This is a genomic window from Pseudomonas sp. FSL W5-0203 (genome assembly GCF_001896155.1).
Classification (GTDB): Bacteria; Pseudomonadota; Gammaproteobacteria; order Pseudomonadales; family Pseudomonadaceae; genus Aquipseudomonas; species Aquipseudomonas paracarnis.
On the sequence record NZ_MPOR01000005.1, the window covers coordinates 98,978 to 124,931 of the forward strand.

A 25,954-nucleotide genomic window follows, 5' to 3' on the forward strand; every position below is an offset into this window, starting at 1 on the left:
GGAATCAGTCGCGCATCTGCCCAGGGGCGATGACTTCACGCGAGCCATTGGTGTTCATTGCGGTCACGACGCCGGCCATTTCCATGGCTTCGATCATGCGGGCGGCGCGGTTGTAGCCGATTTTAAGCTTGCGCTGCACCGCCGAAATCGAGGCACGGCGGCTTTCCAGTACGAAGGCCACGGCCTCGTCGTAGAGCGCGTCGGTTTCAGCATCATCGTCGCCACCGCTGCTGCCACCGTCGAAGCCGCTGCCGGCCTCTTCCACGCCAGCGAGAATGTCGTCGTTATATTCCGGCGCGCCGCGCAGTTTCCAGGCTTCGACCACACGGTGGACTTCGTCATCGGAAACAAAGGCGCCGTGAACGCGAATCGGCAGGCTGGTCCCGGGCGGCATGTACAGCATGTCACCGTGGCCCAGCAGTTGCTCGGCGCCACCCTGGTCGATGATGGTACGCGAGTCGATCTTGCTGGAGACCTGGAACGCCATGCGCGTCGGAATGTTGGCCTTGATCAGGCCGGTGATCACGTCCACCGACGGCCGCTGGGTCGCGAGAATCAAGTGGATGCCCGCCGCCCGCGCCTTCTGGGCGATACGGGCGATCAGCTCTTCAACCTTCTTGCCGACGATCATCATCATGTCGGCAAATTCATCGACCACCACCACGATGGTCGGCAGCTTGGTCAGCAGCGGTGCTTCATCGTGAATGCTTTCGCGCTTGTACAGCGGGTCGGTCAGCGGTGTGCCGGCGTCCTGGGCTTCTTTGACCTTGGCATTGAAGCCCGACAGGTTACGCACGCCCATCTTCGCCATCAGCTTGTAGCGGCGCTCCATCTCGGCAACGCTCCAACGCAGGGCGTTGGCGGCGTCCTTCATGTCGGTAACCACCGGGCACAGCAGGTGCGGGATGCCTTCGTAGATCGACAGTTCCAGCATCTTCGGGTCGATCATGATGAGCTTGGCGTCATCCGGCCCGGACTTGAACAGGATCGACAGGATCATGGCGTTCACACCCACCGACTTACCGGAACCGGTGGTACCGGCTACCAGCAGGTGCGGCATTTTCGCCAGGTCGGTAATCACCGGCTTGCCGCCGATGTCATGGCCGAGCGCCAGGGTGACCGGCGATTTGAAGTTGTCGTATTCCGGCGTCGACAGCACTTCGGAGAAGCGCACGATCTGCCGGTCTTCGTTGGGGATCTCGATACCCACGGTGGTCTTGCCCGGGATCACTTCCACCACGCGCACGCTGGTGACGGCCAGGGAACGTGCCAAATCTTTGGCCAGGTTGGAAATACGGCTGACTTTTACCCCGGCGGCCGGTTGGATTTCGTAACGGGTGATCACCGGGCCCGGATGGATCGAGTCCACCGACACTTCGACGCCGAATTCCTTGAGCTTGATTTCCAGCAGGTGGCCGACGGCCGCCAGGGATTCGGGGGAATAGTTGAGTTGTTTCTTTTCGGCCGGGTCCAGAATCGAGATCGGCGGCAAGGTGCCTTCGACAGCGCTGTCGATAAACAACGGTGCCTGCTTCTCTTTTTGCACGCGATGGCTGGGCTCCGGCGCCTTGGGCGGTGCCGGGGCGATCACGGGCGGCACCTGCTTTTCACGGTCCGACATGTGCTTGCTCAGGGCCTGCTCGCGCTCGATCAAGCGCTCCTTGACCTTGGCTTGCTCGCGTCGATCCGGCGTGCTTGGAGCCACCACCTCGTTGACACGGGTGTCAACCTCACGCAACTGCGCCACCATTTGCTTGCGCTCGACACGGGCGGCCCACCAGCGGTTGGCGGCGCCCTGGAACAATTCGAACAGGTCGAGGGTGATCTTGCCGGTCACGTCCATCACCTTGAACCATGACAGGTCGGTGAATACCGTCAGGCCGAACAGGAACAGCGCGATGAACATCAGGGTGCTGCCCTGGATATTCAGGGTACGGCGTGCCAGGTCGCCGAGGCTTTCGCCCAGAGCCCCGCCCGCGCCCGCCGGCAAGCCGGTCGGTGCATGGAAGTGGATATGCGCCAGCGCAGCGCCCGACAGCACCAGGAACACCAGGCCGATCAGGCGCCAGGAGAACAGCCAGCCGCTCCACTGCCACGGTTCGTGACGCTGGCGGAAGATCTGCCAGGTCTTGATCGCCAGCAACAGCGGGAAAATGTAGGCGAAGTAACCCAGGATCATGAAGAGGATATCGGCGCTGTAAGAACCTACAGGGCCGCCGAAATTCTGCACGTCATCGATTTTGCTGTTATGACTCCAGCCCGGATCGTCCTTGCCATAGGTGAGCAAGGCCATCATCAGGAACAGACACAGCGCACCGATGGCAATCAGTGCGCCTTCCTTGAGTCGGTAATGCAGGTGCTGGCGCCAGGCCGGTACGACTGCTGCTTTAGGTGCTGCGGCGGATTTCTTCAAAACGGGTCTATTCCTGCGCCTTTAGCGCGTCCATCTGTTAAATGACTACACGACTGCTCTATCCGGAGCAGCTGAAAAATGAACGAATGTTGCTGAATCTACTTTTAACATCCGGTGACGGATAGGTGAAATGGCGATAACGCCACAATGGCCGCATTGTACGGGTTTGCGTGCGCGATGCCACACACTTGCCGCTCACCTGACTGCACGGACAATTTGAGCATGCATTGCCTTTGCTGACAAAGGCTTATGAGCTGTATTTAGCAATCCAGGCAAGCTTGGCAAATGGCCGGCATGCGCCAGACCCGATTACGACCACACCCTGTGTGCAGAGTTGCAGAAACACCCGCTCATGCTAATCCTCGTTAATAGCCTATTCGGGCTGGCCCCGTGGCGCCGGGTCGTCAATAATCAACACTTGCGGTGCAGGTGCATGACCTGCCACTCCCCTCCCCTTCCGTAAGCCTGGATGCCATGCTGACCTGGTTACAACGCGACACCCTGACGTTCCCACCTTTGGCCAAGGCCATGCGCGAACCCAACGGCCTGCTCGCCGCCGGTGGCGACCTGTCGGCCGAACGACTGATCCAGGCCTACCGTCATGGCTGTTTTCCCTGGTTCTCCGAAGGCCAGCCTATCCTCTGGTGGTCACCCGACCCTCGCACAGTGATATTCCCCGACGAGCTGCATGTTTCCCGCAGCCTGGGCAAATTATTGCGCCAGCAGCGCTATACCGTGACCTTCGACCAGGATTTCGCCGCCGTCATACACGCCTGCGCCGCGCCCCGTGCCTATGCCGATGGCACTTGGATCACCGAAAGCATCCAGCAGGCCTATCTGGAGCTGCACCAGCGTGGCTACGCGCATTCCGTCGAGGTCTGGGACCAGGGCGAACTGGTGGGCGGCCTGTACGGTCTGGCGATGGGCCAGTTGTTTTTTGGCGAGTCCATGTTCAGCCGCGCCGACAACGCCTCCAAATTCGGTTTCGCCACATTGACCCGGCAACTGCAAGCCTGGGGATTTGTGCTGATCGATTGCCAGATGCCCAATGATCACCTGCACAGCCTGGGTGCCCGCGGCATACCGCGCAGCGTCTTCGCTGACTTCCTGGACAAACATCTGGACCAACCCAACGCCGGGCCGTGGGTTTCCTAGGCGACTTTCGCGCACGTGGCTTACACTTATTTCAAAGCTTATCCCGAGGGTTGATCATGACCGAGCTGGCGCGCTTGAAGTTCTATGCCACTCAAGCCCACTCATGCAGCTATCTGCCCGACGAGCAGGCCACCACGCTGTTCCTCGATCCCAGCCAGCCCATGGACGTGCATGTGTATGCCGACCTGTCCGAGATGGGCTTCCGGCGCAGCGGCGATCACCTGTATCGCCCCCATTGCCAGAACTGTAATGCCTGCGTGCCCGCACGCATCCCGGTTGCGCAGTTTTCGCCCGACCGTAACCAGAAACGCATTCTCAAGCGCAACGCCGACCTGACCGTACACGCCACCAAACCCCAATACAGCGAAGAATATTTCGATCTCTACCAACGCTATATCGAGCAGCGTCATGCCGACGGCGATATGTATCCACCCAGCCGCGACCAGTTTTCCACATTCCTGGTGCGTGACCTGCCCTTTTCGCGGTTCTACGAATTCCGCCTCGACGGCCGCCTGTTGGCCGTGGCGGTCACCGACCTACTGCCCAACGGCCTCTCGGCGGTGTACACCTTCTATGAACCGACCGAAGAACGCCGCAGCCTCGGGCGCTTCGCCATCCTGTGGCAGATAGGCGAAGCGCTGCGCCTGGAACTGGAGGCGGTGTACCTCGGATACTGGATCAAGAACTGCAAAAAGATGAACTACAAGACCCAATATCGGCCCATTGAGCTGCTGATTAATCAAAGATGGGTCACGCTTAACTAGAACCCCTTGGCTTGAACACCCTTTTTCGGGCACAATGCACGCCGCTTTTGCCTGGCGCAGTTGCACCGGGCCATTCACTGGATACCGAGGGCTTTACTGCATGTCGAAAGAAGACAGCTTCGAAATGGAAGGCACTGTCGTCGACACCCTGCCCAACACCATGTTTCGTGTGGAGTTGGAAAATGGGCACGTCGTAACCGCGCATATCTCCGGCAAGATGCGCAAGAACTACATTCGTATTCTTACCGGTGACAAAGTGCGCGTCGAGCTGACGCCCTATGACTTGAGCAAAGGGCGCATCACTTACCGCGCTCGCTAAGCAAGTCAATACAAAACGCCCGGTTATGCCGGGCGTTTTTGTGTGCGCAGGATTTAACAGTCGCCACTCGACCCTGTGGGAGCTGGCTTGCCTGCGATAGCGGTGGGCCAGTTAACGATGTGCGACCGAAGGACCGCCATCGCAGGCAACCCAGCTCCCACAGTTGATGGTCACAGTCTCGTAAATCGTATTTCAGGCAGCAAAAAGGCGCCTTTCGGCGCCTTTTGCAATGTTGCAGCTAACGATCAGGCCATTTCCGCCGTGGTCTCGAACTCGAAGGTCAGCTCGCCGTCCTTCAGGTCGATGTGCACCACGCCACCATGGTCGGAGAGTTCGCCGAACAGGATCTCTTCGGCCAGTGGCCGCTTGATCTTGTCCTGGATCAGACGCGCCATCGGGCGTGCGCCCATTGCCGCATCGTAGCCGCCCTCTGCGATCCAACTGCGGGCCGCTTCCGTCACATCCAGCTGCACGCGCTTGTCTTCCAACTGCGCTTGAAGCTCGGTGAGGAACTTGTCCACCACGCTTTTGATGACCTCATGGCTGAGGCGACCAAACTGGATAATGGTGTCCAGGCGGTTGCGGAACTCCGGCGTGAAGCTCTTCTTGATCACTTCCATGGCATCGGAGGAGTGATCCTGATGCGTAAAGCCGATCGAAGCCCGCGCCGCGGTTTCGGCACCGGCGTTGGTGGTCATGATCACGATCACATTGCGGAAGTCCGCCTTGCGCCCGTTGTTATCGGTCAGGGTCCCGTGGTCCATGACCTGCAACAACAGGTTGAAGACTTCCGGGTGAGCCTTTTCGATTTCATCGAGCAGCAATACGCAATGTGGCTGCTTGGTGATCGCCTCGGTCAACAGGCCGCCCTGGTCGAAGCCGACATAGCCCGGAGGCGCACCGATCAAGCGCGACACAGTGTGGCGCTCCATGTACTCGGACATGTCGAAACGGACCAGCTCGATGCCCATGGCCTTGGCCAACTGGCGAGCCGCCTCGGTCTTGCCGACACCGGTCGGGCCTGCGAACAGGAACGAACCGACTGGCTTGTCCGGCGACTTGAGGCCCGCACGGGACAACTTGATCGCCGTGGACAGCGAGTCGATGGCCGCATCCTGGCCAAACACGGTGAGCTTGAGGTCGCGCTCCAGGTTACGCAGCAGCTCCTTGTCGGAACTGGTGACGTGTTTTGGCGGAATCCGCGCGATCTTGGCCACGATGTCCTCGACCTGAGGCACGTCGATGCGCTTCACGCGCTTCTCGACCGGTTGCAGGCGCTGGTAGGCACCCGCTTCGTCGATCACATCGATGGCCTTGTCAGGCATATGCCGGTCATTGATGTAGCGCGACGCCAGCTCAGCCGCCGCACGCAAGGCCTCATCGGTGTACTCGATGCCATGGTGCGCTTCAAAACGCCCCTTGAGCCCACGCAGGATGCCGATGGTATCTTCAACCGACGGCTCGGACACGTCGACTTTCTGGAAGCGACGCGCCAGGGCACGGTCTTTTTCGAAGATGCCGCGAAATTCCTGGAACGTGGTCGAACCAATGCAGCGGATATCACCGGAGGACAGCAGCGGCTTGAGCAGGTTGGAAGCGTCCATCACCCCACCGGAAGCCGCACCGGCGCCAATGATGGTATGGATCTCGTCGATGAACAGGATGGCCTGCGGGCGTTTTTTCAGCTCGCCGAGCAACGCCTTGAAGCGTTTCTCGAAATCGCCACGGTACTTGGTCCCGGCGAGCAACGCGCCCAGGTCAAGGGAATAGACGACACTGCTGGCCAGCAGGTCTGGCACCTGGTTGTCGACAATGCGCTTGGCCAGGCCTTCGGCAATCGCGGTTTTACCCACGCCCGCCTCGCCCACCAGCAACGGGTTGTTCTTGCGACGACGCGCAAGTATCTGCGCTACACGCTCTACCTCGTGCTCACGCCCCACCAGCGGATCGATCCGCCCCTGGCGCGCCATTTCATTGAGGTTGCTGGCATAGGCATCCAGCGGGTTGCTGGAAGAAGAAGACTCACCGCCCTCCTCGTCCTGCATATCCTGCTCGCCCTCGGAATGATCGCCGTGCCCAGGCACCTTGGAGATACCGTGGGCGATGTAATTGACTACATCAATACGGGCAACGCTCTGCTGCTTGAGCAGGAACACGGCCTGGCTTTCCTGTTCGCTGAAAATTGCCACCAGCACATTCGCGCCCGTGACTTCACGCTTACCGGAGCTCTGTACGTGGAACACAGCACGCTGCAATACCCGCTGGAACCCCAGGGTTGGCTGGGTTTCGCGGTCCTCGTCATGCACGGGGATCAGTGGCGTGGTGGAGTCGATAAACTCCTGCAGGTCATGCTTGAGCTTGTCGAGGTTGGCGCCGCACGCACGTAGAACGGTGGCGGCAGCTTCGTTATCCAAAAGTGCCAGCAAAAGGTGTTCGACGGTCATGAATTCATGACGCTTCGAACGAGCCTCTTTGAAGGCAAGATTGAGGGTGACTTCGAGCTCGCGGTTTAACATAGCTTCACCTCATACCCAAGTGGTCGGCGTTAACCGTCCTTCTCGATTTCACAGAGTAGCGGATGCTGGCTTTCCCTGGCGTACTGGTTGACCTGCATGGCCTTTGTCTCGGCGATGTCGCGGGTAAACACTCCACATACTGCCCGTCCTTCTGTGTGAACGGCCAGCATTACCTTGGTCGCCAACTCGCGGTTCAGGTTGAAAAACACCTCGAGCACTTCGACGACGAAATCCATCGGTGTGTAGTCATCATTAAACAAAACCACCTTGTACATCGGCGGCGCCTGTAAAGCAGGCTTGGCCTCCTGAACAGCAATGCCTGCAGAACCGTCGTCGTCATGTTCCTGATCCGGGCGATCCTGATTGAATGTTAGTCGAATCTGGCTGTTTGCATGCATGGGAAAGAAAGGTTCGTCAGTGGTTCAATTACAGTGGTGGGGGCGGCCTGTCAGAATTTCAACTCTGACCCTTTGGTCACCTTGACTATCGGCGAAACGGTGTTACAACGAATAGAGCCCACAGTGGGTAAAAAAGGTCCGCGCAGTCAACCTTATTTATTCGGGTTAGGACGGATAGACAGGATGATACTCCAGTGATGGAGTCTGGTGCAGAGGGATAAGGGAATGGCTAGTGGTAAGGTCAAGTGGTTCAACAATGTCAAGGGTTACGGCTTCGTCATTGAAGACGGCAAGGAAGACGGCAAGACCGAGGACCTTTTTGCGCATTTCTCAGCGATCCAGATGGAAGGTTACAAAACGCTGAAAGCGGGTCAGCGTGTCAACTTTGAAATCATTCAAGGGCCAAAAGGCATGCATGCCGTAAATATTGTTGATGCGCCTGCCACTGCAGGCGTGAAAGAAACAAAGGTAGAAAAATCAGAGAAGCAGCGGGCCTGACCAGCCACTGAAATCAAGCACTCAAAGCAAACCGGCCGCCCCGACTCATCAGGGCGGCCGGTTTTCTCTGCCTGTTTACATATGCTTGATCAACGCATCACCAAACCCCGACGACGACACCAACGTAGCGCCATCCATCAGACGCTCGAAGTCATAGGTCACGGTCTTGGCCGAAATCGCGCCGTTGGTGCCCTTGATGATCAGATCCGCCGCCTCGACCCAGCCCATATGCCGCAGCATCATTTCCGCCGACAGGATCAATGAACCAGGGTTGACCTGATCCTTGCCCGCATATTTAGGCGCAGTACCGTGGGTGGCTTCAAACATTGCCACGGTGTCCGACAGGTTGGCCCCCGGCGCAATACCAATGCCGCCCACTTCCGCCGCCAGGGCGTCGGACAGGTAATCACCATTGAGGTTGAGGGTCGCGATCACGTCATATTCGGCCGGGCGCAGCAGGATCTGCTGGAGCATGGCGTCGGCAATGGCATCTTTGACCACTACATTCTTGCCGGTCTTGGGGTTCTTGAACTGCATCCACGGCCCGCCATCGAGCAAGGTCGCACCGAACTCTTCAGCCGCCACTTCGTAGGCCCATTCCTTGAAGGCCCCTTCGGTGAATTTCATGATGTTGCCTTTGTGCACGATGGTCAGCGAGTCGCGGTCGTTATCCACCACATACTGCAAGGCCTTGCGCGCCAGGCGCTTGGTACCCTCTTTGGAGACCGGCTTGACGCCAATCCCGCAATCCTGGTCGAAACGGATCTTGGTAACACCCATTTCTTCCTTGAGGAACTTGATCACTTTGATCGCTTCCGGCGAACCGGCCTTCCACTCGATGCCCGCGTAAATATCCTCGGAGTTCTCACGGAAAATAGTCATGTCCACGTCGCCAGGCTTTTTCACCGGACTGGGCACGCCTTCGAACCAGCGCACCGGGCGCAGGCACACGTACAGGTCAAGTTGCTGGCGCAGCGCTACGTTCAGCGAGCGGATACCGCCACCCACCGGCGTTGTCAGCGGGCCCTTGATGGACACCACGTAATCCTTGACCGCGTCCAGGGTTTCCTGGGGCAGCCAGGTGTCCTGGTCGTAGACTTGAGTGGCTTTTTCGCCAGCGTACACCTCCATCCAGGAGATTTTGCGCTTGCCGCCGTAAGCCTTTTCAACAGCGGCGTCGACCACCTTGATCATCACCGGGCTGATGTCGACGCCAATACCGTCACCTTCGATGTAGGGGATGATCGGTTGGTCAGGAACATTGAGAGAATGGTCTGCATTGACGGTGATTTTGTCGCCGACTGCCGGAACCTGAATCTTCTTGTATCCCATGCTGAACTCCATCTATGGATTGAACATCTGGCTGCGTTCGAGCCTACTCCAGATAAATGGCGACTGAAACCTCACGCCATGCTCATTTGCATCGAAAACAGCATATTTGGTGGCCTACAAGCCTGAAAGCAAAGGGAAAAGCGCCAATCTTGAGCACATCCCACTACCCACGCACCTGCGACCTTTAGACCAATGGACGAGCCCCCTTTTGTATGAAGGCTCAGCGTAAGCATAGCGACCTATGTATAATGCCGCCGCTGACCAAAGAGTCACGACGGCGGACCGCTCTAGAACGTAGCCTTTCGCCAGAAAGCCGGACTATTACCATAGCCCACCCGCTTGACGCTCGACTGATGCAAACCAACATCACCGCGAAGAAACCTCGACATTTCGCTCATGGATGACTTTGAACGAACGCGCTCTACCCGGCGCATCTCGAGTTTCTGCGCACGCTTTCAGCAAAGAAGAGAGTTAATCCGAATATGCCCACCCGCTCGAAGATCATCTACACCTTCACCGACGAAGCCCCAGCCCTCGCCACCTATTCACTGCTGCCTATCGTAGAGGCCTTCACCGCTTCCGCTGATATTGCCGTGGAAACCCGCGACATTTCCCTCGCCGGGCGCATCCTCGCAAGCTTCCCCGAGCAACTGGGCACCAAGGCCATCCCGGACCACCTCGCCGAACTGGGCGACCTGGCCGTTACGCCTGAAGCCAACATCATCAAGCTTCCCAACATCAGCGCCTCGACCCCGCAGCTGCAAGCCGCGATCAAGGAACTGCAGGCCCAGGGCTACGCCCTGCCGGACTACCCTGAAACCGTAACCACCGACGCGGAAAAAGAAACCCGTGCACGTTACGACAAGGTCAAGGGCAGCGCCGTGAACCCGGTACTGCGCGAAGGCAACTCCGACCGTCGCGCACCGCTGTCGGTCAAGAACTACGCACGCAAGCACCCGCACAAGATGGGCGCCTGGGCTGCCGACTCCAAGTCGCACATTGCCCACATGAACAACGGCGACTTCTACGGCAGCGAAAAAGCCGTGCAGATCGAAACCGCTGACGCGGTCAAAATTGCGCTGGTTGCGAAGGACGGCACCACCACCGTCCTGAAGGAAAAGACCAGCGTTCAGGCCGGCGAAATCATCGACACCGCCGTGCTGAGCAAGAAAGCCCTGCGCAGCTTCATCGCCGCTGAAATCGAAGACGCCAAGAAGCAAGGCGTGCTGCTGTCGGTTCACTTGAAAGCCACCATGATGAAGGTCTCCGACCCGATCATGTTCGGCCAGATCGTTGCCGAGTTCTATAAAGACGCCCTGGCCAAGCACGCGACCGTGCTGGAACAGATCGGCTTCAACCTGAACAACGGCATCGGCGACCTATACGCCCGCATCAAGGCCCTGCCGGCCGACCAGCAGGCGCAGATCGAAGCCGATATCCAGGCGGTCTACGCCGTTCGCCCTGCCCTGGCGATGGTCAACTCCGACAAAGGCATCACCAACCTGCACGTGCCGAGCGACGTCATCGTCGACGCCTCGATGCCAGCGATGATCCGTGACTCCGGCAAGATGTGGGGCACCGACGGCCAGTTGCACGACACCAAGGCTGTGATCCCGGATCGCTGCTACGCCACCATCTACCAGGCGGTCATCGAAGACTGCAAGGCCAATGGCGCCTTCGACCCCACCACCATGGGCAGCGTGCCAAACGTTGGCCTGATGGCGAAGAAAGCCGAAGAGTACGGTTCCCACGACAAGACCTTCCAGATCAAGGCTGACGGCGTTGTCCGCGTCACCGACAGCCAGGGCAACCTGCTGATGGAACAGAACGTCGAAGCTGGCGACATCTTCCGCATGTGCCAGACCAAAGACGCGCCGATCCAGGACTGGGTCAAGCTCGCCGTCAACCGTGCCCGCGCCAGCAACACCCCGGCCATTTTCTGGCTGGACCCTAAGCGCGCGCACGATGGCGTGGTGGTCGAGAAAGTTCAGACCTACCTGAAAGATCACAACACCGAAGGCCTGGACATCCGCATCATGGCCCCGGTCGATGCGATGAAGTTCACCCTGGAGCGCACCCGCAAGGGCCTGGACACCATCTCGGTGACCGGCAACGTACTGCGCGACTACCTGACCGACCTGTTCCCGATCATGGAACTGGGCACCAGCGCCAAGATGCTGTCGATCGTGCCGCTGATGAATGGCGGTGGCCTGTTCGAAACCGGTGCTGGCGGTTCGGCTCCAAAGCACGTGCAGCAACTGCTGGAAGAAAACTTCCTGCGCTGGGATTCCCTGGGCGAGTTCCTGGCCCTGGCCGCGTCCCTCGAGCATTTGGGTGTGACGTACAACAACCCCAAAGCCCTGGTACTGTCCAAGACCCTGGACCAGGCCACCGGCCAGTTCCTGGACAACAACAAGTCGCCATCGCGCAAGGTCGGCAACATCGACAACCGCGGCAGCCACTTCTACCTGGCGCTGTACTGGGCACAAGCCCTGGCGGCCCAGACCGAAGACACTGCACTGCAAGCGCAGTTTGGCGAACTGGCCAAAACCCTGGCCGAGAACGAAGCAACCATCGTTGCCGAACTCAACGCCGTACAGGGCAAGCCAGTGGACATCGGCGGCTACTACGCGCCGAACCCAGAGCTGACCAGCAAAGCCATGCGCCCGAGCAACACCCTCAATGCGGCGATTGCCAAGTTGAAGTAAGGTTGTAAGGATGTGAAGAAGCCCCGGCCCAGTGCCGGGGTTTCTGCTTGTAGGGACTTCATTGAAGAAACCCAATCCAATGTGGGAGCTGGCTTGCCTGCGATTGCAGTCTGTCAGTTCATACAGGCGTAGCTGACCCACCGCCATCGCAGGCAAGCCAGCTCCCACATTGAGCATGCCACCTTCCAGATACCGAGGTTCGCAATGACCTGGCTCCCCCACATCACCGTCGCCACCATCGTCGAAGACAACGGCCGCTTCCTGATGGTCGAAGAACTCAAGGGCGGCCGCGCCGTGCTCAACCAGCCCGCCGGCCATCTGGACCCGAACGAAACCCTGACCGAAGCTGCCGTGCGCGAAACGCTGGAAGAAACCGGCTGGGACGTGGAAGCTACCGGCATCGTCGGCATCTACCTGTACACCGCACCCAGCAATGGCGTCACCTATCAACGGGTCTGCTTTATCGCCAAGGCCCTGAGACACCACCCGGACTATCAACTCGACGAAGGCATCCTGCGCGCCCGCTGGCTGACCCGTGACGAACTGATGGCCGTGCGCGACGACTGGCGCAGCGAGCTGATTATCCGCTGCATCGATGATTATCTGGCCGGCCAATGCCACAGTCTCGAATTGATCCGCCCTTCTCTTTAGCCTTGCGGGCCCAGGCCTGCTAGAATCGCGTCCTTTTTCAAGACACCCGTTGAAACCCTATGCGTGATTCAGCCCCTTCTGACACACAAAAGAAGCGCGTCATCGTCGGCATGTCCGGCGGCGTGGACTCTTCCGTTTCCGCCGTTCTGCTCATGGAGCAGGGTTATGAGGTGGAAGGCCTGTTCATGAAGAACTGGGAAGAAGACGATGGAACCGAATACTGCACCGCCATGGACGACCTCGCCGACGCCCAGGCCGTATGCGACAAGATCGGCATCAAGCTGCACACCGCCAACTTCGCCGCCGAGTACTGGGACAACGTGTTCGAGCACTTCCTGGCCGAATACAAGGCCGGCCGCACGCCGAACCCGGACATCCTGTGTAACCGCGAAATCAAGTTCAAGGCCTTCCTCGACTACGCCATGATGCTCGGCGCCGACCTGATAGCTACCGGCCACTACGTGCGCCGTCGCGATATCGATGGCCGCACCGAATTGCTCAAGGGCCTGGACCCGAACAAGGACCAGAGCTACTTCCTGCACGCCGTCGGTGGTGAGCAGATCGCCAAGACCCTGTTTCCGGTCGGCGAGCTGGAAAAGCCCGAAGTGCGCAAAATTGCCGAGAAACACGGCCTGGCCACCGCCAAGAAGAAAGATTCCACCGGTATCTGCTTTATCGGCGAGCGGCGCTTCAGTGATTTCCTCAAGCAATACCTGCCGGCGCAACCGGGCGAGATCAAGACCACCGAGGGTGAAGTGATCGGCCGCCACCACGGCCTGATGTACCACACCATCGGCCAGCGCCAGGGCCTGGGTATTGGCGGTTTGAAGGACGCCGGTGAAGAGCCGTGGTACGTGCTGGTCAAAGACCTGGAAAACAACGTGCTGGTGGTCGGCCAAGGCAACGAGCACCCGCTGCTGTTCTCCGGCGCCCTGCTCGCTTCCGAGATCTATTGGGTCAACCCTATCGACTTGAGCACCCCGCGCCGCCTGACCGCCAAAGTGCGTTATCGCCAGAGCGACCAGCCCTGCACCCTGGAAAAGACCGCCACCGGCTACCGTGCCACCTTCGATGACCCGCAGCGCGCGGTCACCCCTGGCCAGTCCGTGGTGTTCTATGACGGCGAAATCTGCCTGGGCGGCGGCGTGATTGAAGTCGCGCAAGCCTGGAGCAACCCGGCATGAGCCCGACCCAGGAGCAATTGACGGCCCTTGGCGGTGTCTTTCTCGCTGCGGTACTGGTGGACAAGATCGCCAAGACCGGCCAGGTCACTGAAGCCGGCCTGACCTGCATGCTCGGCAGCCTGCTGATCCGCGATCCCAAGGACACCCTTGAGGTTTATGGCGGTGACGACCTGGCCCTGCGTGAAGGCTATCGCGCCCTGATCGGCGCCCTGGAGCGCGACCCCAGCACTCTGCAGCGCGAACCGTTGCGCTATGCCCTGTCGATGCTCGGCCTTGAGCGCCAACTAGCCAAGCGTGACGACCTGCTGGACACCATCGGCAAGCGCCTGCCGCAGATCCAGTCCCAGGTAGAACACTTCGGCCCGGCCCACGAAAACGTGATCGCAGCCTGTGGTGCGCTGTACCAGGACACCTTGAGCACCCTGCGCCAGCGCATCCAGGTGCACGGCGACATGCGCAACCTGCAGCAACCCAACAACGCGTCGAAAATCCGCGCCCTGCTCCTGGCCGGTATTCGTTCGGCACGCTTGTGGCGCCAACTGGGCGGTCATCGCTGGCAGTTGGTGATCAGCCGACGCAAATTGCTCAAAGAGCTTTACCCGTTGATGCGCAACGAATAAGTCGCACCAGCAGGCTGTTTTCAAGCCATTACGCGTAATACGCCGGTCAGTTGGCGACGGACCGGCGGATTTTTTCATGTATGATACGCGCCCCATTTCGTTGCCCGACTGTCCGAGAACACCCCATGCAGCTCTCTTCGCTCACTGCGGTTTCCCCTGTTGACGGCCGCTACGCCGGCAAAACCCAGGCCCTGCGCCCTATTTTCAGCGAGTATGGCCTGATCCGTGCCCGTGTCCTGGTTGAAGTGCGCTGGCTCCAGCGCCTGGCCGCTCACCCCGCCATCAGCGAAGTGCCGGCGTTTTCCCCCGAAGCCAACGCTGTATTGAACACCCTGGCGGAAAACTTCTCCCTGGAGCACGCCGAGCGTGTCAAAGAGATCGAGCGCACCACCAACCACGACGTCAAAGCCATCGAATACCTGCTCAAAGAGCAAGCGGCCCAACTGCCGGAACTGGCCCAGGTCAGCGAGTTCATCCACTTTGCCTGCACCAGCGAGGACATCAACAACCTGTCCCACGCCCTGATGCTGCGCGAAGGCCGTGATGACGTGATGCTGCCGCTGATGCGCCAGACCGCCGAAGCCATCCGCGAGCTGGCGATCCGTTTCGCTGCCGTGCCGATGCTGTCGCGCACCCACGGCCAGCCGGCCTCGCCGACCACCCTGGGCAAAGAACTGGCCAACGTGGTGTACCGCCTGGAGCGCCAGATCGCCCAAGTCGCCGCCGTGCCATTGCTGGGCAAGATCAACGGCGCCGTAGGCAACTACAACGCCCACCTGTCGGCCTATCCTGAGATCGACTGGGAAGCCAACGCCCGCGCCTTCATCGAAGACGAGCTGGGCCTGGGCTTCAACCCCTACACCACGCAGATCGAACCCCACGACTACATCGCCGAGCTGTTCGACGCGATTGCACGCTTCAACACCATCCTGATCGATTTCGATCGCGATATCTGGGGCTACATCTCCCTGGGCTACTTCAAGCAGCGCACTATTGCAGGCGAAATCGGTTCATCGACCATGCCGCACAAGGTCAACCCGATCGACTTCGAAAACTCCGAAGGCAACCTGGGTATCGCCAACGCCCTGTTCCAGCACCTGGCCAGCAAGTTGCCGATCTCTCGCTGGCAGCGCGACCTGACCGACTCCACCGTATTGCGCAACCTCGGTGTCGGCTTTGCCCACAGCGTGATCGCGTACGAAGCCAGCCTCAAAGGCATCAGCAAGCTGGAGCTCAACGAGCAGAAGATTGCCGCTGACCTGGACGCGTGCTGGGAAGTATTGGCCGAGCCGATCCAGACCGTGATGCGCCGCTACAACATCGAAAACCCCTACGAGAAGCTGAAAGAATTGACGCGCGGCAAGGGCATCAGCCCCGAAGCACTGCAAACTTTCATCGACGGCCTGGACATGCCAGCCGCGGCCAAGGCCGAGCTGAAGCTGCTCACCCCGGCCAACTACATCGGCAACGCTGTAGAGCAAGCCAAGCGCATCTGATCCAAGCAAGCTCCTTTGAGACGCCCGGCCGCGCCGGGCGTTTTTATTCCTGTCTTAAAAGTGCTTTTTTTCAATAGGTTACACATGAATCCTGATATCCCTCTTCAACTTCTGGGCGGCATCACGGCACGGGAATTCCTGCGCGACTACTGGCAGAAAAAACCGCTGCTGATCCGCCAGGCCATCCCTGACTTCGAAAGCCCGATCGACGCCGACGAACTGGCAGGCCTGGCCCTGGAAGAAGAAGTCGAGTCGCGCCTGGTGATCGAACACGGCGAGCGCCCGTGGGAACTGCGTCGCGGCCCGTTCGCCGAAGACGCTTTCAGCACCCTGCCCGAGCGCGAGTGGACCCTGCTGGTGCAGGCGGTCGACCAGTTCGTGCCGGAAGTGGCTGAGCTGCTGGAGCACTTCCGCTTCCTGCCGAGCTGGCGTATCGATGATGTGATGATCAGCTTCGCCGCGCCGGGTGGCAGCGTCGGTCCGCATTTCGATAACTACGATGTGTTCCTGCTGCAAGCCCAGGGCAAGCGCAACTGGAAGATCGGCCAGATGTGCAATTCCGAAAGCCCGTTGCTGCAACACGCCGACCTGCGCATCCTCGCCGAATTCGAAGAAAGCGCCGAATGGGTGCTGGAACCGGGCGACATGCTCTACCTGCCGCCGCGCCTGGCCCATTTCGGTATTGCTGAAGATGACTGCATGACCTACTCCGTGGGTTTCCGTGCACCGAGCGCCGCTGAAGTGCTGACCCACTTCACCGACTTCCTCAGCCAGTACCTGACCGACGAAGAGCGCTACACCGACGCAGACGCCCAGCCGGTCAGCGACCCGCACCAGATCCAGGGCGACGCACTGGACCGCCTCAAGGGCTTGCTCGCCGAGCACATGAGCGATGAGCGCATGCTGCTGACCTGGTTCGGCCAGTTCATGACCGAGCCACGCTACCCGGAACTGGTGGCCGGCGAAGAGTTGGGCGAAGAAGACTTCATCAACAGCCTGCAAGACGGCGCGATCCTGGTACGCAACCCGAGCGCACGCCTGGCCTGGTCCGAAGTCGACGACGATGTACTGTTGTTTGCCAGTGGCCAGAGCCGTTACCTGCCGGGCAAACTGCGCGAACTGTTGAAGCTGGTGTGCTCGGCCGATGCACTGCACAGCGAAAACCTGGGCGAGTGGCTGGCCGACGAAGACGGTCGCGACCTGCTGTGCGAACTGGTCAAGCAAGGCAGCCTGGGGTTCGCGGATGAATAGAATTCACGTAAGTGTCGCGGACTGGCGAAAGGATATCGACGAGATTCGGCGCATTCGTGAAGCGGTATTCATCGCTGAACAATCGGTCCCGCCTGAATTGGAGTGGGACGCGGACGATGCCGGCGCCATGCATTTTCTTGCATACGAAGGTGATTTCCCGATTGGCACCGCTCGATTGCTGCCCAGCGGCGAGATCGGTCGGGTATCAGTGCTCAAGGACTGGCGTGGGCTGAAAGTCGGCGACAAGCTGATGGAAGCGGTGATCGGCGAGGCGGTGAAACGCGGCCAGACCCGGCAATTCCTGAGTGCGCAGGTGTATGCGGCGCCGTTCTATGAGCGGCTGGGCTTCAAGATCGTCAGCGATGAGTTTCTTGAGGTCGGGATTCCGCATGTGGATATGGTGCGCGGGGACTGACCCGAGTCCGCGTCGCCTGCATCGCAGGCAAGCCAGCTCCCACACTGAGCGCATTCCAAAGGTTGTACTCGGTCAAGTGTGGGAGCTGGCTTGCCTGCGATAGCGATTTCAGCAACACCACAAATGCCCTGCCTGCCAGGGCATTTTGCCGTCTACGATTCAACTTGCGCCCTGCCAGGCCGACAAACTGGCACTATCAAGCAAATGACTCGCAGAGATAACGGACATGTCCCTACGCACCCTGCTCACCGCCCTCGTGATGACCGTCAGCGCTTGCGCCATGGCCGCCACTGAAGTCGTCAACCTGAACAACCGCACCAGCGCCGACCTGCTGCCCGTGGCGCAGAACTTCATTGGCAAGGACGGCACCGTCAGCGCCTACGGCAACCAGCTTATCGTTAACGCTGAGCCCGCCAGGATCGAGGGCTTGCGCGCACTGCTCGGCCAATTGGATACACCGGCCAAACGCCTGCTGATCACCGTCGATACCAACGAGAACAACCAACAGAACAGCGGTGACAGCCAGACCCGCATCATCAGCTACGGCACTGCCAGCCGCGACGGTGGCGTGCAGCAGATCCAGGCCAGCGAAGGCGTGCCTGCGCTGATCCAGGTCGGCCAGAGCGTACCGCTGACCACCACGCAACAGGACAGCTACGGCCGTCTGCAAAACCAGACCCAGTATCGCAACGTCACCCAGGGCTTTTACGTGACCGCCAGCGTCACCGGCGAGACCGTACACCTGGCCATCAGTACCAACCGTGACCGCATGAGCCAGGAACGTCCCGATGTAGTGAACGTGCAAAGCACCGACACAACTGTCAGCGGCCGCCTGGGCGAATGGATTCCCCTGGCCGGCATCAATCGTGAAACCCAGGCGGACAAGTCCTCTACAACCCGCAGCTACTCTACTCAGGGCCGCGATGACCTGACTTTACGGGTCAAGGTCGACACCCTGAACTGAAGCACCGAAAACTGACTGGCAAGTCGCATTAGACTAAAGATGTAGTGCCAAAAAAAAAGCACTACAAAACATTTGACGAGCCAAAAAAGCATGGGCATGATGGCCTCGCTCCCGCTAATCAGGGGCCCTGGCAAGGGCCTTCGGATCGCCGCTCTAAGCTACCCACCTGAGCCGATTCGTGTCTGTACCGCCCACAAGGTGTGTTTGACGTTGGTTGCGACTGGAACGAAGTTGTCCCGAGGGACGGAAGCTAACCAGGTAACCCGGCTACACACTGATGGATCGTACAAAGGCCCACGACGCCCGAAGACCGTTCGCAGTTTGCCCTTACCTGCTCAACTCCCCCTTGAGCCCCATCGTTCATCCCGTCGCCTACCTCCGTCAGATTTGACTTGAACACCAAAGCTTCTGGTCAGCGAGCAATCCTACCCAGGCAACGAATGCCGGGCTGGCAAACGGATACTTCAAACAAGACGCGACGAGGTTTTTCCCCATGGCACTGACACGCGAACAGCAAATTGCAGCCCTTGAAAAAGACTGGGCTGAAAACCCACGCTGGAAAGGCGTGACCCGCGCTTATTCCGCTGCTGACGTCGTCCGCCTGCGTGGCTCGGTCCAACCTGAGCACACCTTTGCAAAACTCGGCGCCGAGAAGCTGTGGAACCTGGTCACTCAGGGTGCCAAGCCTTCTTTCCGTCCCGACAAAGATTTCGTCAACTGCATGGGCGCCCTCACTGGCGGCCAGGCAGTCCAGCAGGTAAAAGCCGGTATCCAGGCGATCTACCTGTCCGGTTGGCAAGTGGCAGCGGACAACAACTCCGCTGAATCCATGTACCCCGACCAATCGCTGTACCCGGTGGACTCGGTGCCAACCGTGGTCAAGCGCATCAACAACTCGTTCCGTCGTGCCGACCAGATCCAGTGGAAAGCCGGCAAGAACCCAGGCGATGAAGGCTACATCGACTACTTCGCGCCAATCGTGGCAGACGCCGAAGCCGGTTTCGGTGGCGTACTCAACGCCTACGAGCTGATGAAGAGCATGATCGAGGCAGGCGCTGCCGGCGTGCACTTCGAAGACCAGCTGGCTTCGGTGAAAAAATGCGGCCACATGGGTGGCAAGGTACTGGTACCGACCCAGGAAGCTGTACAGAAGCTGACCGCCGCTCGCCTGGCCGCTGACGTTGCCGGTACACCGACCATCATCCTGGCCCGTACCGACGCCAACGCGGCAGACTTGCTGACCTCGGACTGCGACCCGTACGACCAACCATTCGTTACCGGCGAGCGCACCCAGGAAGGCTTCTATAAAGTGCGCGCCGGCCTCGACCAGGCAATCGCCCGTGGCCTGGCCTACGCGCCGTACGCCGATCTGATCTGGTGCGAAACCGCCAAGCCAGACCTGGACGAAGCACGCCGCTTTGCCGAAGCGATCAAGAAGGAATACCCGGACCAACTGCTGTCCTACAACTGCTCGCCTTCCTTCAACTGGAAGAAGAACCTGGACGACGCGACCATCGCCAAGTTCCAGCGTGAGCTGTCGGCCATGGGCTACAAGCACCAGTTCATCACCCTGGCCGGTATCCACAACATGTGGCACAGCATGTTCAACCTGGCGCACGACTACGCCCGCAACGACATGACCGCCTACGTGAAGCTGCAGGAGCAGGAATTCGCAGACGCCGCCAAAGGCTACACCTTCGTGGCGCACCAGCAGGAAGTGGGCACCGGCTACTTCGACGACATGACCACCGTGATCCAGGGCGGCACCTCGTCCGTGACCGCGCTGACCGGTTCGACCGAAGAAGAGCAGTTCCACTAAGTACCGCGTACACGGCCACTGCGGCCCCACGGAAGACCTAACCGCAGTGCCGCGCAACAATCACGCCCCGACTGGTTCGGGGCGTTTTTTTTGCCTAGGAATCACCGAAATCAAGGGTGGGAGCTGGCTTGCCTGCGATGGCGGTGGGTCAGAGGCAGGTGTTTCAGCTGATCAGCCGCCATCGCAGGCAAGCCAGCTCCTACATTGACCGCCCCCTATCCATAGTTTTTTGCTAAAAACATTGATCCAGAGCGGTATCCGCGCACATCCGATCGGTTAAAAGAACCGTTGCGACAACTAAGCGACACTCAAGCAAGTAACGGTAACTTCCCGCGCCACATGAGAAACACTCGCTTACACCCCCACGCAAACAATATTCATTATCATTTAGCGCCTGAAAACTTCGTTACCGCTTAAACAAAACATAATTGATGAAAAGCCCGCTAATGCCCACACCACAAGGGCTACAGCCCCAAGAAGGTGCACTATGTGCTTATTCCACCGAATAATTTCGCCCTGGGAATTTTACTTGCCCGGTGTTTAGCCATAAAATCACCGCGATTGATTGCAGTGCGACATATCGTCACTGCATCGTTACTTTTTCGAGCTCAGAGACCTTTGCTCTCTGTTAAGGATTTCCAGCATGACCGACGCGACAGGACTCATGGCCCACAACTGGGGCTTTGCCATTTTCCTTCTCGGTGTTGTAGGCCTCTGCGCCTTCATGCTTGGCGTCTCCAGCCTCCTCGGGTCAAAAGCCTGGGGCCGCAGCAAAAACGAACCGTTCGAATCCGGCATGCTACCTACAGGTGGCGCCCGCTTGCGGCTCTCAGCCAAATTCTATCTGGTCGCGATGCTCTTCGTGATCTTCGATATCGAAGCCCTCTTTCTCTTTGCATGGTCTGTGTCCGTCCGCGAAAGCGGCTGGACCGGATTCGTCGAAGCTCTCGTTTTCATAGCAATTCTGTTGGCAGGTCTTGTCTACCTGTTCCGAGTGGGCGCCCTTGACTGGGCTCCGGAAGCTCGTCGCAAGCGGCAAGCGAAGCTGAAACAATGAGGCTTTGGCAATGCAATACAATCTCACCAGGATCGACCCGGATGCTCCTAACGAGCAGTACCCCATCGGCGAACGGGAAACCGTCTCCGACCCGTTAGAAGACCAAGTCCACAAAAACATCTACATGGGCAAGCTGGAAGACGTGCTGAGTGGCGCAGTCAACTGGGGGCGTAAAAACTCCCTGTGGCCGTACAACTTCGGTCTTTCGTGCTGCTACGTGGAAATGACCACCGCCTTCACGGCGCCCCACGACATCGCGCGCTTTGGCGCCGAAGTGATCCGGGCCTCGCCGCGCCAGGCGGATTTCATGGTTATCGCCGGTACCTGCTTCATCAAGATGGCGCCGATCATCCAGCGCCTCTATGAGCAAATGCTCGAACCAAAGTGGGTTATCTCCATGGGTTCGTGCGCCAACTCCGGTGGCATGTACGACATCTACTCGGTCGTTCAAGGGGTGGACAAGTTCCTGCCCGTGGACGTCTACGTGCCTGGCTGCCCGCCCCGTCCCGAAGCGTTCCTGCAAGGCTTGATGCTGTTGCAGGAATCGATTGGCAAGGAGCGTCGCCCACTGTCCTGGGTGGTCGGTGATCAAGGCGTTTATCGCGCCGAGATGCCGTCTCAAAAGGAACAGCGCCGCGAACAGCGAATCGCAGTCACCAACCTGCGCAGCCCCGACGAAGTCTGATCCAGCCCGCTTCTTTTATAGAACGAAAACCTGGCTTCATTCTTTACGTTGACCGAAAGCGATAAAAAACCATGACTACAGGCAGTGCTCTGTACATCCCGCCTTATAAGGCAGACGACCAGGATGTGGTTGTCGAACTCAATAACCGTTTCGGCCCTGACGCCTTCACCGCCCAGGCCACACGCACCGGTATGCCGGTGCTGTGGGTGGCGCGTGCCAGGCTCGTCGAAGTCCTGACCTTCCTGCGCAACCTGCCCAAGCCGTACGTCATGCTCTATGACCTGCATGGCGTGGACGAGCGTCTGCGCACCAAGCGCCAGGGCCTGCCGAGCGGCGCCGATTTCACCGTGTTCTACCACCTGATGTCGCTGGAACGTAACAGCGACGTGATGATCAAGGTCGCCCTGAGCGAGAGCGACCTGAGCATCCCGACCGTGACCGGTATCTGGCCGAACGCCAGCTGGTACGAGCGTGAAGTCTGGGACATGTTCGGCATCGACTTCCCTGGCCACCCGCACCTGACGCGCATCATGATGCCGCCGACCTGGGAAGGTCACCCGCTGCGCAAGGACTTCCCTGCCCGCGCCACCGAATTCGACCCGTACAGCCTCAACCTCGCCAAGCAACAGCTTGAAGAAGAGGCGGCGCGCTTCCGCCCCGAAGACTGGGGTATGAAGCGCTCCGGCACCAACGAGGACTACATGTTCCTCAACCTGGGCCCGAACCACCCTTCGGCCCACGGTGCCTTCCGTATCATCCTGCAACTGGACGGCGAAGAAATCGTCGACTGCGTCCCGGACATCGGCTACCACCACCGTGGCGCCGAGAAGATGGCCGAGCGTCAGTCCTGGCACAGCTTCATCCCGTACACCGACCGTATCGACTACCTCGGCGGCGTGATGAACAACCTGCCGTACGTGCTCTCGGTCGAGAAGCTGGCCGGTATCAAGGTACCGGACCGCGTCGACACCATCCGCATCATGATGGCCGAGTTCTTCCGCATCACCAGCCACCTGCTGTTCCTGGGTACCTATATCCAGGACGTCGGCGCCATGACGCCGGTGTTCTTCACCTTCACCGACCGTCAGCGTGCCTACAAGGTCATCGAAGCCATCACCGGTTTCCGTCTGCACCCGGCCTGGTACCGCATCGGCGGCGTGGCCCACGACCTGCCGAACGGCTGGGAACGCCTGGTCAAGGAATTCATCGACTGGATGCCCAAGCGCCTGGACGAGTACCAGAAAGCCGCGCTGGACAACAGCATCCTCAAGGGCCGCACCATCGGCGTCGCGCAGTACAACACCAAAGAGGCCCTGGAATGGGGCGTCACCGGTGCCGGCCTGCGTTCCACCGGTTGCGACTTCGACCTGCGTAAAGCACGCCCGTACTCCGGCTACGAGAACTTCGAGTTCGAAGTACCGCTGGCGGCCAATGGCGATGCCTACGACCGTTGCATCGTGCGCGTCGAAGAAATGCGCCAGAGCCTGAAGATCATCGAGCAGTGCATGCGCAACATGCCGGCCGGCCCGTACAAGGCGGATCACCCGCTGACCACGCCGCCGCCCAAAGAGCGCACGCTGCAGCACATCGAAACCCTGATCACGCACTTCCTGCAGGTTTCGTGGGGCCCGGTCATGCCGGCCAACGAATCCTTCCAGATGATCGAAGCGACCAAGGGTATCAACAGTTATTACCTGACGAGCGATGGCGGCACCATGAGCTACCGCACCCGGATTCGTACCCCAAGTTTTGCCCACTTGCAGCAGATCCCTTCGGTGATCAAAGGCGAGATGGTCGCGGACTTGATTGCGTACCTGGGTAGTATCGATTTCGTTATGGCCGACGTGGACCGCTAAGCATGAACAGCACGCTTATCCAGACAGACCGTTTCACCTTGAGTGAAACCGAGCGCTCGGCCATCGAGCACGAGCTGCATCACTACGAAGACCCGCGCGCGGCGTCGATCGAAGCCCTGAAGATCGTCCAGAAGGAACGTGGCTGGGTGCCCGACGGCGCCCTCTACGCCATCGGCGAGATCCTCGGCATCCCCGCCAGCGACGTTGAAGGCGTGGCGACGTTCTACAGCCAGATCTTCCGCCAACCGGTGGGCCGCCACATCATTCGTGTGTGCGACAGCATGGTCTGCTACATCGGTGGCCATGAGTCCGTGGTCAGCGAAATCCAGGCCAAGCTGGGCATCGGCCTCGGCCAGACCACCGCCGACGGCCGCTTCACGCTGCTGCCGGTGTGCTGCCTGGGCAACTGCGACAAGGCGCCGGCGTTGATGATCGACGACGACACATTCGGTGACGTACAGCCTGCTGGCGTGACCCAATTGCTCGAGGGCTACCCATGACCCTGACCTCTTTCGGCCCGGCCAACCTGATCAAGCGTTCGGCCGAGACCCACCCGCTGACCTGGCGCTTGCGTGACGACGGCGAGCCGGTATGGCTCGACGAATACCAGGCCAAGAACGGCTACGCCGCTGCGCGCAAAGCTTTCGCCGACATGGCCCAGGACGATATCGTCCAGACCGTGAAAGACGCCGGTCTCAAGGGCCGCGGCGGCGCAGGCTTCCCCACTGGCGTGAAGTGGGGCCTGATGCCCAAGGACGAATCCATCAACATCCGCTACCTGCTGTGCAACGCGGATGAAATGGAGCCCAACACCTGGAAAGACCGCATGCTGATGGAGCAACTGCCCCATCTGCTGATCGAAGGCATGTTGATCAGTGCCCGTGCGCTCAAGACCTACCGTGGCTATATCTTCCTGCGTGGCGAGTACACCACCGCCGCCAAGCACCTCAACCGTGCAGTGGCAGAAGCCAAGGCCGCTGGCCTGTTGGGCAAGAATATCCTCGGTTCCGGTTTTGACTTCGAACTGTTCGTGCACACCGGCGCCGGGCGTTATATCTGCGGTGAAGAGACCGCACTGATCAACTCCCTCGAAGGCCGCCGCGCCAACCCGCGTTCCAAGCCGCCCTTCCCCGCCGCCGTGGGCGTGTGGGGCAAGCCGACGTGTGTGAACAACGTCGAGACCCTGTGCAACGTGCCGGCGATCATCGCCGACGGCGTGGACTGGTACAAATCCCTGGCCCGCGAAGGCAGCGAAGACATGGGCACCAAGCTCATGGGCTTCTCCGGCAAGGTCAAGAACCCTGGCCTGTGGGAACTGCCATTCGGCGTGACCGCACGCGAGCTGTTCGAGGACTACGCCGGCGGTATGCGCGACGGCTACACCTTGAAAGCCTGGCAGCCAGGCGGCGCCGGCACCGGTTTCCTGCTGCCCGAGCACCTCGATGCACAGATGTATGCCGGCGGTATCGGCAAGGTGGGCACCCGGATGGGTACCGGCCTGGCGATGGCGGTCGACAACACCGTGAACATGGTCTCGTTGCTGCGCAACATGGAGCAGTTTTTTGCCCGCGAATCCTGCGGCTTCTGCACCCCATGCCGCGACGGCCTGCCTTGGAGCGTCAAGCTGCTGATGGCCCTGGAAAATGGCGAAGGCCGCGAGGGCGACATCGAAACCCTGCTGGGTCTGGTCGGTTTCCTCGGCCCAGGCAAGACTTTCTGTGCTCACGCACCGGGCGCCGTGGAGCCATTGGGCAGCGCAATCAAATACTTCCGCTCGGAGTTCGAAGCCGGCATCGCGCCCACCAGCGCCGCCGTCCCGCCTCTGGCGAAGCCGATCGTAGTCGGCGCGTAAC

Annotated in this window: 22 protein-coding genes; 18 read left to right on the plus strand and 4 right to left on the minus strand. The window is 59.7% G+C overall.

The features are described from left to right. Positions 1 to 4 precede the first annotated feature (4 nt). Complete coding sequence (gene ftsK, locus BOP96_RS07195) at positions 5 to 2,413, minus strand: DNA translocase FtsK (RefSeq protein ID WP_003192084.1); 2,409 nt, start codon at positions 2,411 to 2,413, stop codon at positions 5 to 7. Positions 2,414 to 2,887: 474 nt separating this feature from the next. On the opposite strand from ftsK, the gene aat reads away from it, so the two are divergent. The 3 genes from aat to infA all read left to right on the plus strand — a co-directional run bounded on the left by aat (position 2,888) and on the right by infA (position 4,651). Continuing rightward, on the plus strand, positions 2,888 to 3,568 hold the full coding sequence (gene aat, locus BOP96_RS07200; protein WP_014718900.1) for a leucyl/phenylalanyl-tRNA--protein transferase: 681 nt from the start codon (positions 2,888 to 2,890) through the stop codon (positions 3,566 to 3,568). 56 nt (positions 3,569 to 3,624) lie between these two features. Beyond that, positions 3,625 to 4,332: an arginyltransferase gene (locus BOP96_RS07205; RefSeq protein ID WP_003192088.1), complete on the plus strand. Its 708-nt coding sequence runs from the start codon at positions 3,625 to 3,627 to the stop codon at positions 4,330 to 4,332. Between the two features lie 100 nt (positions 4,333 to 4,432). Then, positions 4,433 to 4,651: a translation initiation factor IF-1 gene (infA, locus tag BOP96_RS07210; RefSeq protein WP_002553999.1), complete on the plus strand. Its 219-nt coding sequence runs from the start codon at positions 4,433 to 4,435 to the stop codon at positions 4,649 to 4,651. Positions 4,652 to 4,896: 245 nt separating this feature from the next. Here the strand turns inward: infA and clpA are convergent, their stop codons facing one another. Together clpA and clpS are read right to left on the minus strand one after the other, a co-directional pair. Beyond that, the gene (clpA, locus tag BOP96_RS07215) at positions 4,897 to 7,167 is read right to left on the minus strand and encodes an ATP-dependent Clp protease ATP-binding subunit ClpA (RefSeq protein ID WP_003192090.1); all 2,271 of its coding nucleotides are present in this window, start codon (positions 7,165 to 7,167) and stop codon (positions 4,897 to 4,899) included. 29 nt (positions 7,168 to 7,196) lie between these two features. Beyond that, complete coding sequence (clpS, locus tag BOP96_RS07220; RefSeq protein WP_005789091.1) at positions 7,197 to 7,565, minus strand: ATP-dependent Clp protease adapter ClpS; 369 nt, start codon at positions 7,563 to 7,565, stop codon at positions 7,197 to 7,199. A gap of 225 nt (positions 7,566 to 7,790) precedes the next feature. Between clpS and cspD the strand changes: the two genes are divergently transcribed. Continuing rightward, positions 7,791 to 8,063: a cold shock domain-containing protein CspD gene (cspD, locus tag BOP96_RS07225; protein ID WP_073452272.1), complete on the plus strand. Its 273-nt coding sequence runs from the start codon at positions 7,791 to 7,793 to the stop codon at positions 8,061 to 8,063. A 75-nt stretch (positions 8,064 to 8,138) separates the two neighbouring features. On the opposite strand, the gene icd is transcribed toward cspD, so the two are convergent. Next, positions 8,139 to 9,395, minus strand: coding sequence for an NADP-dependent isocitrate dehydrogenase (gene icd / locus BOP96_RS07230; RefSeq protein WP_005789095.1), 1,257 nt, complete (start codon positions 9,393 to 9,395; stop codon positions 8,139 to 8,141). 482 nt (positions 9,396 to 9,877) lie between these two features. On the opposite strand from icd, the gene BOP96_RS07235 reads away from it, so the two are divergent. From BOP96_RS07235 to nuoF, 14 genes are all read left to right on the plus strand, one after another. Beyond that, positions 9,878 to 12,103, plus strand: coding sequence for an NADP-dependent isocitrate dehydrogenase (locus BOP96_RS07235; protein ID WP_014718903.1), 2,226 nt, complete (start codon positions 9,878 to 9,880; stop codon positions 12,101 to 12,103). Between the two features lie 204 nt (positions 12,104 to 12,307). Continuing rightward, positions 12,308 to 12,754, plus strand: coding sequence for an NUDIX hydrolase (locus BOP96_RS07240; protein ID WP_073452274.1), 447 nt, complete (start codon positions 12,308 to 12,310; stop codon positions 12,752 to 12,754). Between the two features lie 59 nt (positions 12,755 to 12,813). Next, positions 12,814 to 13,938 carry a tRNA 2-thiouridine(34) synthase MnmA gene (gene mnmA / locus BOP96_RS07245; RefSeq protein WP_014718905.1) on the plus strand — a complete coding sequence of 375 codons (1,125 nt, stop codon included), beginning with the start codon at positions 12,814 to 12,816 and terminating at the stop codon, positions 13,936 to 13,938. Continuing rightward, complete coding sequence (gene hflD / locus BOP96_RS07250; RefSeq protein WP_003192101.1) at positions 13,935 to 14,558, plus strand: high frequency lysogenization protein HflD; 624 nt, start codon at positions 13,935 to 13,937, stop codon at positions 14,556 to 14,558. The genes mnmA and hflD overlap by 4 nt, the downstream gene beginning before the upstream one ends. 125 nt (positions 14,559 to 14,683) lie before the next feature. Continuing rightward, complete coding sequence (gene purB / locus BOP96_RS07255; protein ID WP_073452277.1) at positions 14,684 to 16,054, plus strand: adenylosuccinate lyase; 1,371 nt, start codon at positions 14,684 to 14,686, stop codon at positions 16,052 to 16,054. A gap of 84 nt (positions 16,055 to 16,138) precedes the next feature. Further along, on the plus strand, positions 16,139 to 17,305 hold the full coding sequence (locus tag BOP96_RS07260) for a ribosomal protein uL16 3-hydroxylase (protein WP_014718907.1): 1,167 nt from the start codon (positions 16,139 to 16,141) through the stop codon (positions 17,303 to 17,305). Further along, complete coding sequence (locus BOP96_RS07265; RefSeq protein ID WP_014718908.1) at positions 17,298 to 17,720, plus strand: GNAT family N-acetyltransferase; 423 nt, start codon at positions 17,298 to 17,300, stop codon at positions 17,718 to 17,720. The genes BOP96_RS07260 and BOP96_RS07265 overlap by 8 nt, the downstream gene beginning before the upstream one ends. A gap of 226 nt (positions 17,721 to 17,946) precedes the next feature. After that, positions 17,947 to 18,684, plus strand: a complete 738-nt coding sequence (locus BOP96_RS07270; RefSeq protein WP_014718909.1) for a secretin N-terminal domain-containing protein — start codon at positions 17,947 to 17,949, stop codon at positions 18,682 to 18,684. 493 nt (positions 18,685 to 19,177) lie between these two features. Further along, the gene (gene aceA / locus BOP96_RS07275; protein ID WP_003174717.1) at positions 19,178 to 20,503 is read left to right on the plus strand and encodes an isocitrate lyase; all 1,326 of its coding nucleotides are present in this window, start codon (positions 19,178 to 19,180) and stop codon (positions 20,501 to 20,503) included. A gap of 643 nt (positions 20,504 to 21,146) precedes the next feature. Next, positions 21,147 to 21,560 (plus strand): NADH-quinone oxidoreductase subunit A, encoded by a 414-nt coding sequence (locus BOP96_RS07280; RefSeq protein WP_003192109.1) that lies wholly within the window; start codon positions 21,147 to 21,149, stop codon positions 21,558 to 21,560. A gap of 10 nt (positions 21,561 to 21,570) precedes the next feature. Next, positions 21,571 to 22,245, plus strand: a complete 675-nt coding sequence (locus BOP96_RS07285) for a NuoB/complex I 20 kDa subunit family protein (protein ID WP_003174719.1) — start codon at positions 21,571 to 21,573, stop codon at positions 22,243 to 22,245. Between the two features lie 71 nt (positions 22,246 to 22,316). Continuing rightward, a complete protein-coding gene (gene nuoC, locus BOP96_RS07290; RefSeq protein ID WP_005789116.1) occupies positions 22,317 to 24,101 on the plus strand; it encodes an NADH-quinone oxidoreductase subunit C/D in 1,785 nt (594 codons plus the stop codon). Between the two features lie 2 nt (positions 24,102 to 24,103). After that, complete coding sequence (nuoE, locus tag BOP96_RS07295; protein ID WP_003232080.1) at positions 24,104 to 24,601, plus strand: NADH-quinone oxidoreductase subunit NuoE; 498 nt, start codon at positions 24,104 to 24,106, stop codon at positions 24,599 to 24,601. Continuing rightward, the gene (gene nuoF / locus BOP96_RS07300; protein WP_005789119.1) at positions 24,598 to 25,953 is read left to right on the plus strand and encodes an NADH-quinone oxidoreductase subunit NuoF; all 1,356 of its coding nucleotides are present in this window, start codon (positions 24,598 to 24,600) and stop codon (positions 25,951 to 25,953) included. Before nuoE ends, nuoF begins: the two co-directional genes overlap by 4 nt. The last annotated feature ends 1 nt before the right edge of the window (position 25,954 follow it).

Bases quoted from the DNA above. Each gene is read 5' to 3' on its own strand.
- aat (WP_014718900.1), top strand. From the start codon at position 2,888: ATGCTGACCTGGTTACAACGCGACACCCTGACGTTCCCACCTTTGGCC.
- BOP96_RS07205 (WP_003192088.1), top strand. From the start codon at position 3,625: ATGACCGAGCTGGCGCGCTTGAAGTTCTATGCCACTCAAGCCCACTCA.
- infA (WP_002553999.1), top strand. From the start codon at position 4,433: ATGTCGAAAGAAGACAGCTTCGAAATGGAAGGCACTGTCGTCGACACC.
- clpA (WP_003192090.1), bottom strand. From the start codon at position 7,167: ATGTTAAACCGCGAGCTCGAAGTCACCCTCAATCTTGCCTTCAAAGAG.
- clpS (WP_005789091.1), bottom strand. From the start codon at position 7,565: ATGCATGCAAACAGCCAGATTCGACTAACATTCAATCAGGATCGCCCG.
- cspD (WP_073452272.1), top strand. From the start codon at position 7,791: ATGGCTAGTGGTAAGGTCAAGTGGTTCAACAATGTCAAGGGTTACGGC.
- icd (WP_005789095.1), bottom strand. From the start codon at position 9,395: ATGGGATACAAGAAGATTCAGGTTCCGGCAGTCGGCGACAAAATCACC.
- BOP96_RS07235 (WP_014718903.1), top strand. From the start codon at position 9,878: ATGCCCACCCGCTCGAAGATCATCTACACCTTCACCGACGAAGCCCCA.
- BOP96_RS07240 (WP_073452274.1), top strand. From the start codon at position 12,308: ATGACCTGGCTCCCCCACATCACCGTCGCCACCATCGTCGAAGACAAC.
- mnmA (WP_014718905.1), top strand. From the start codon at position 12,814: ATGCGTGATTCAGCCCCTTCTGACACACAAAAGAAGCGCGTCATCGTC.
- hflD (WP_003192101.1), top strand. From the start codon at position 13,935: ATGAGCCCGACCCAGGAGCAATTGACGGCCCTTGGCGGTGTCTTTCTC.
- purB (WP_073452277.1), top strand. From the start codon at position 14,684: ATGCAGCTCTCTTCGCTCACTGCGGTTTCCCCTGTTGACGGCCGCTAC.
- BOP96_RS07260 (WP_014718907.1), top strand. From the start codon at position 16,139: ATGAATCCTGATATCCCTCTTCAACTTCTGGGCGGCATCACGGCACGG.
- BOP96_RS07265 (WP_014718908.1), top strand. From the start codon at position 17,298: ATGAATAGAATTCACGTAAGTGTCGCGGACTGGCGAAAGGATATCGAC.
- BOP96_RS07270 (WP_014718909.1), top strand. From the start codon at position 17,947: ATGTCCCTACGCACCCTGCTCACCGCCCTCGTGATGACCGTCAGCGCT.
- aceA (WP_003174717.1), top strand. From the start codon at position 19,178: ATGGCACTGACACGCGAACAGCAAATTGCAGCCCTTGAAAAAGACTGG.
- BOP96_RS07280 (WP_003192109.1), top strand. From the start codon at position 21,147: ATGACCGACGCGACAGGACTCATGGCCCACAACTGGGGCTTTGCCATT.
- BOP96_RS07285 (WP_003174719.1), top strand. From the start codon at position 21,571: ATGCAATACAATCTCACCAGGATCGACCCGGATGCTCCTAACGAGCAG.
- nuoC (WP_005789116.1), top strand. From the start codon at position 22,317: ATGACTACAGGCAGTGCTCTGTACATCCCGCCTTATAAGGCAGACGAC.
- nuoE (WP_003232080.1), top strand. From the start codon at position 24,104: ATGAACAGCACGCTTATCCAGACAGACCGTTTCACCTTGAGTGAAACC.
- nuoF (WP_005789119.1), top strand. From the start codon at position 24,598: ATGACCCTGACCTCTTTCGGCCCGGCCAACCTGATCAAGCGTTCGGCC.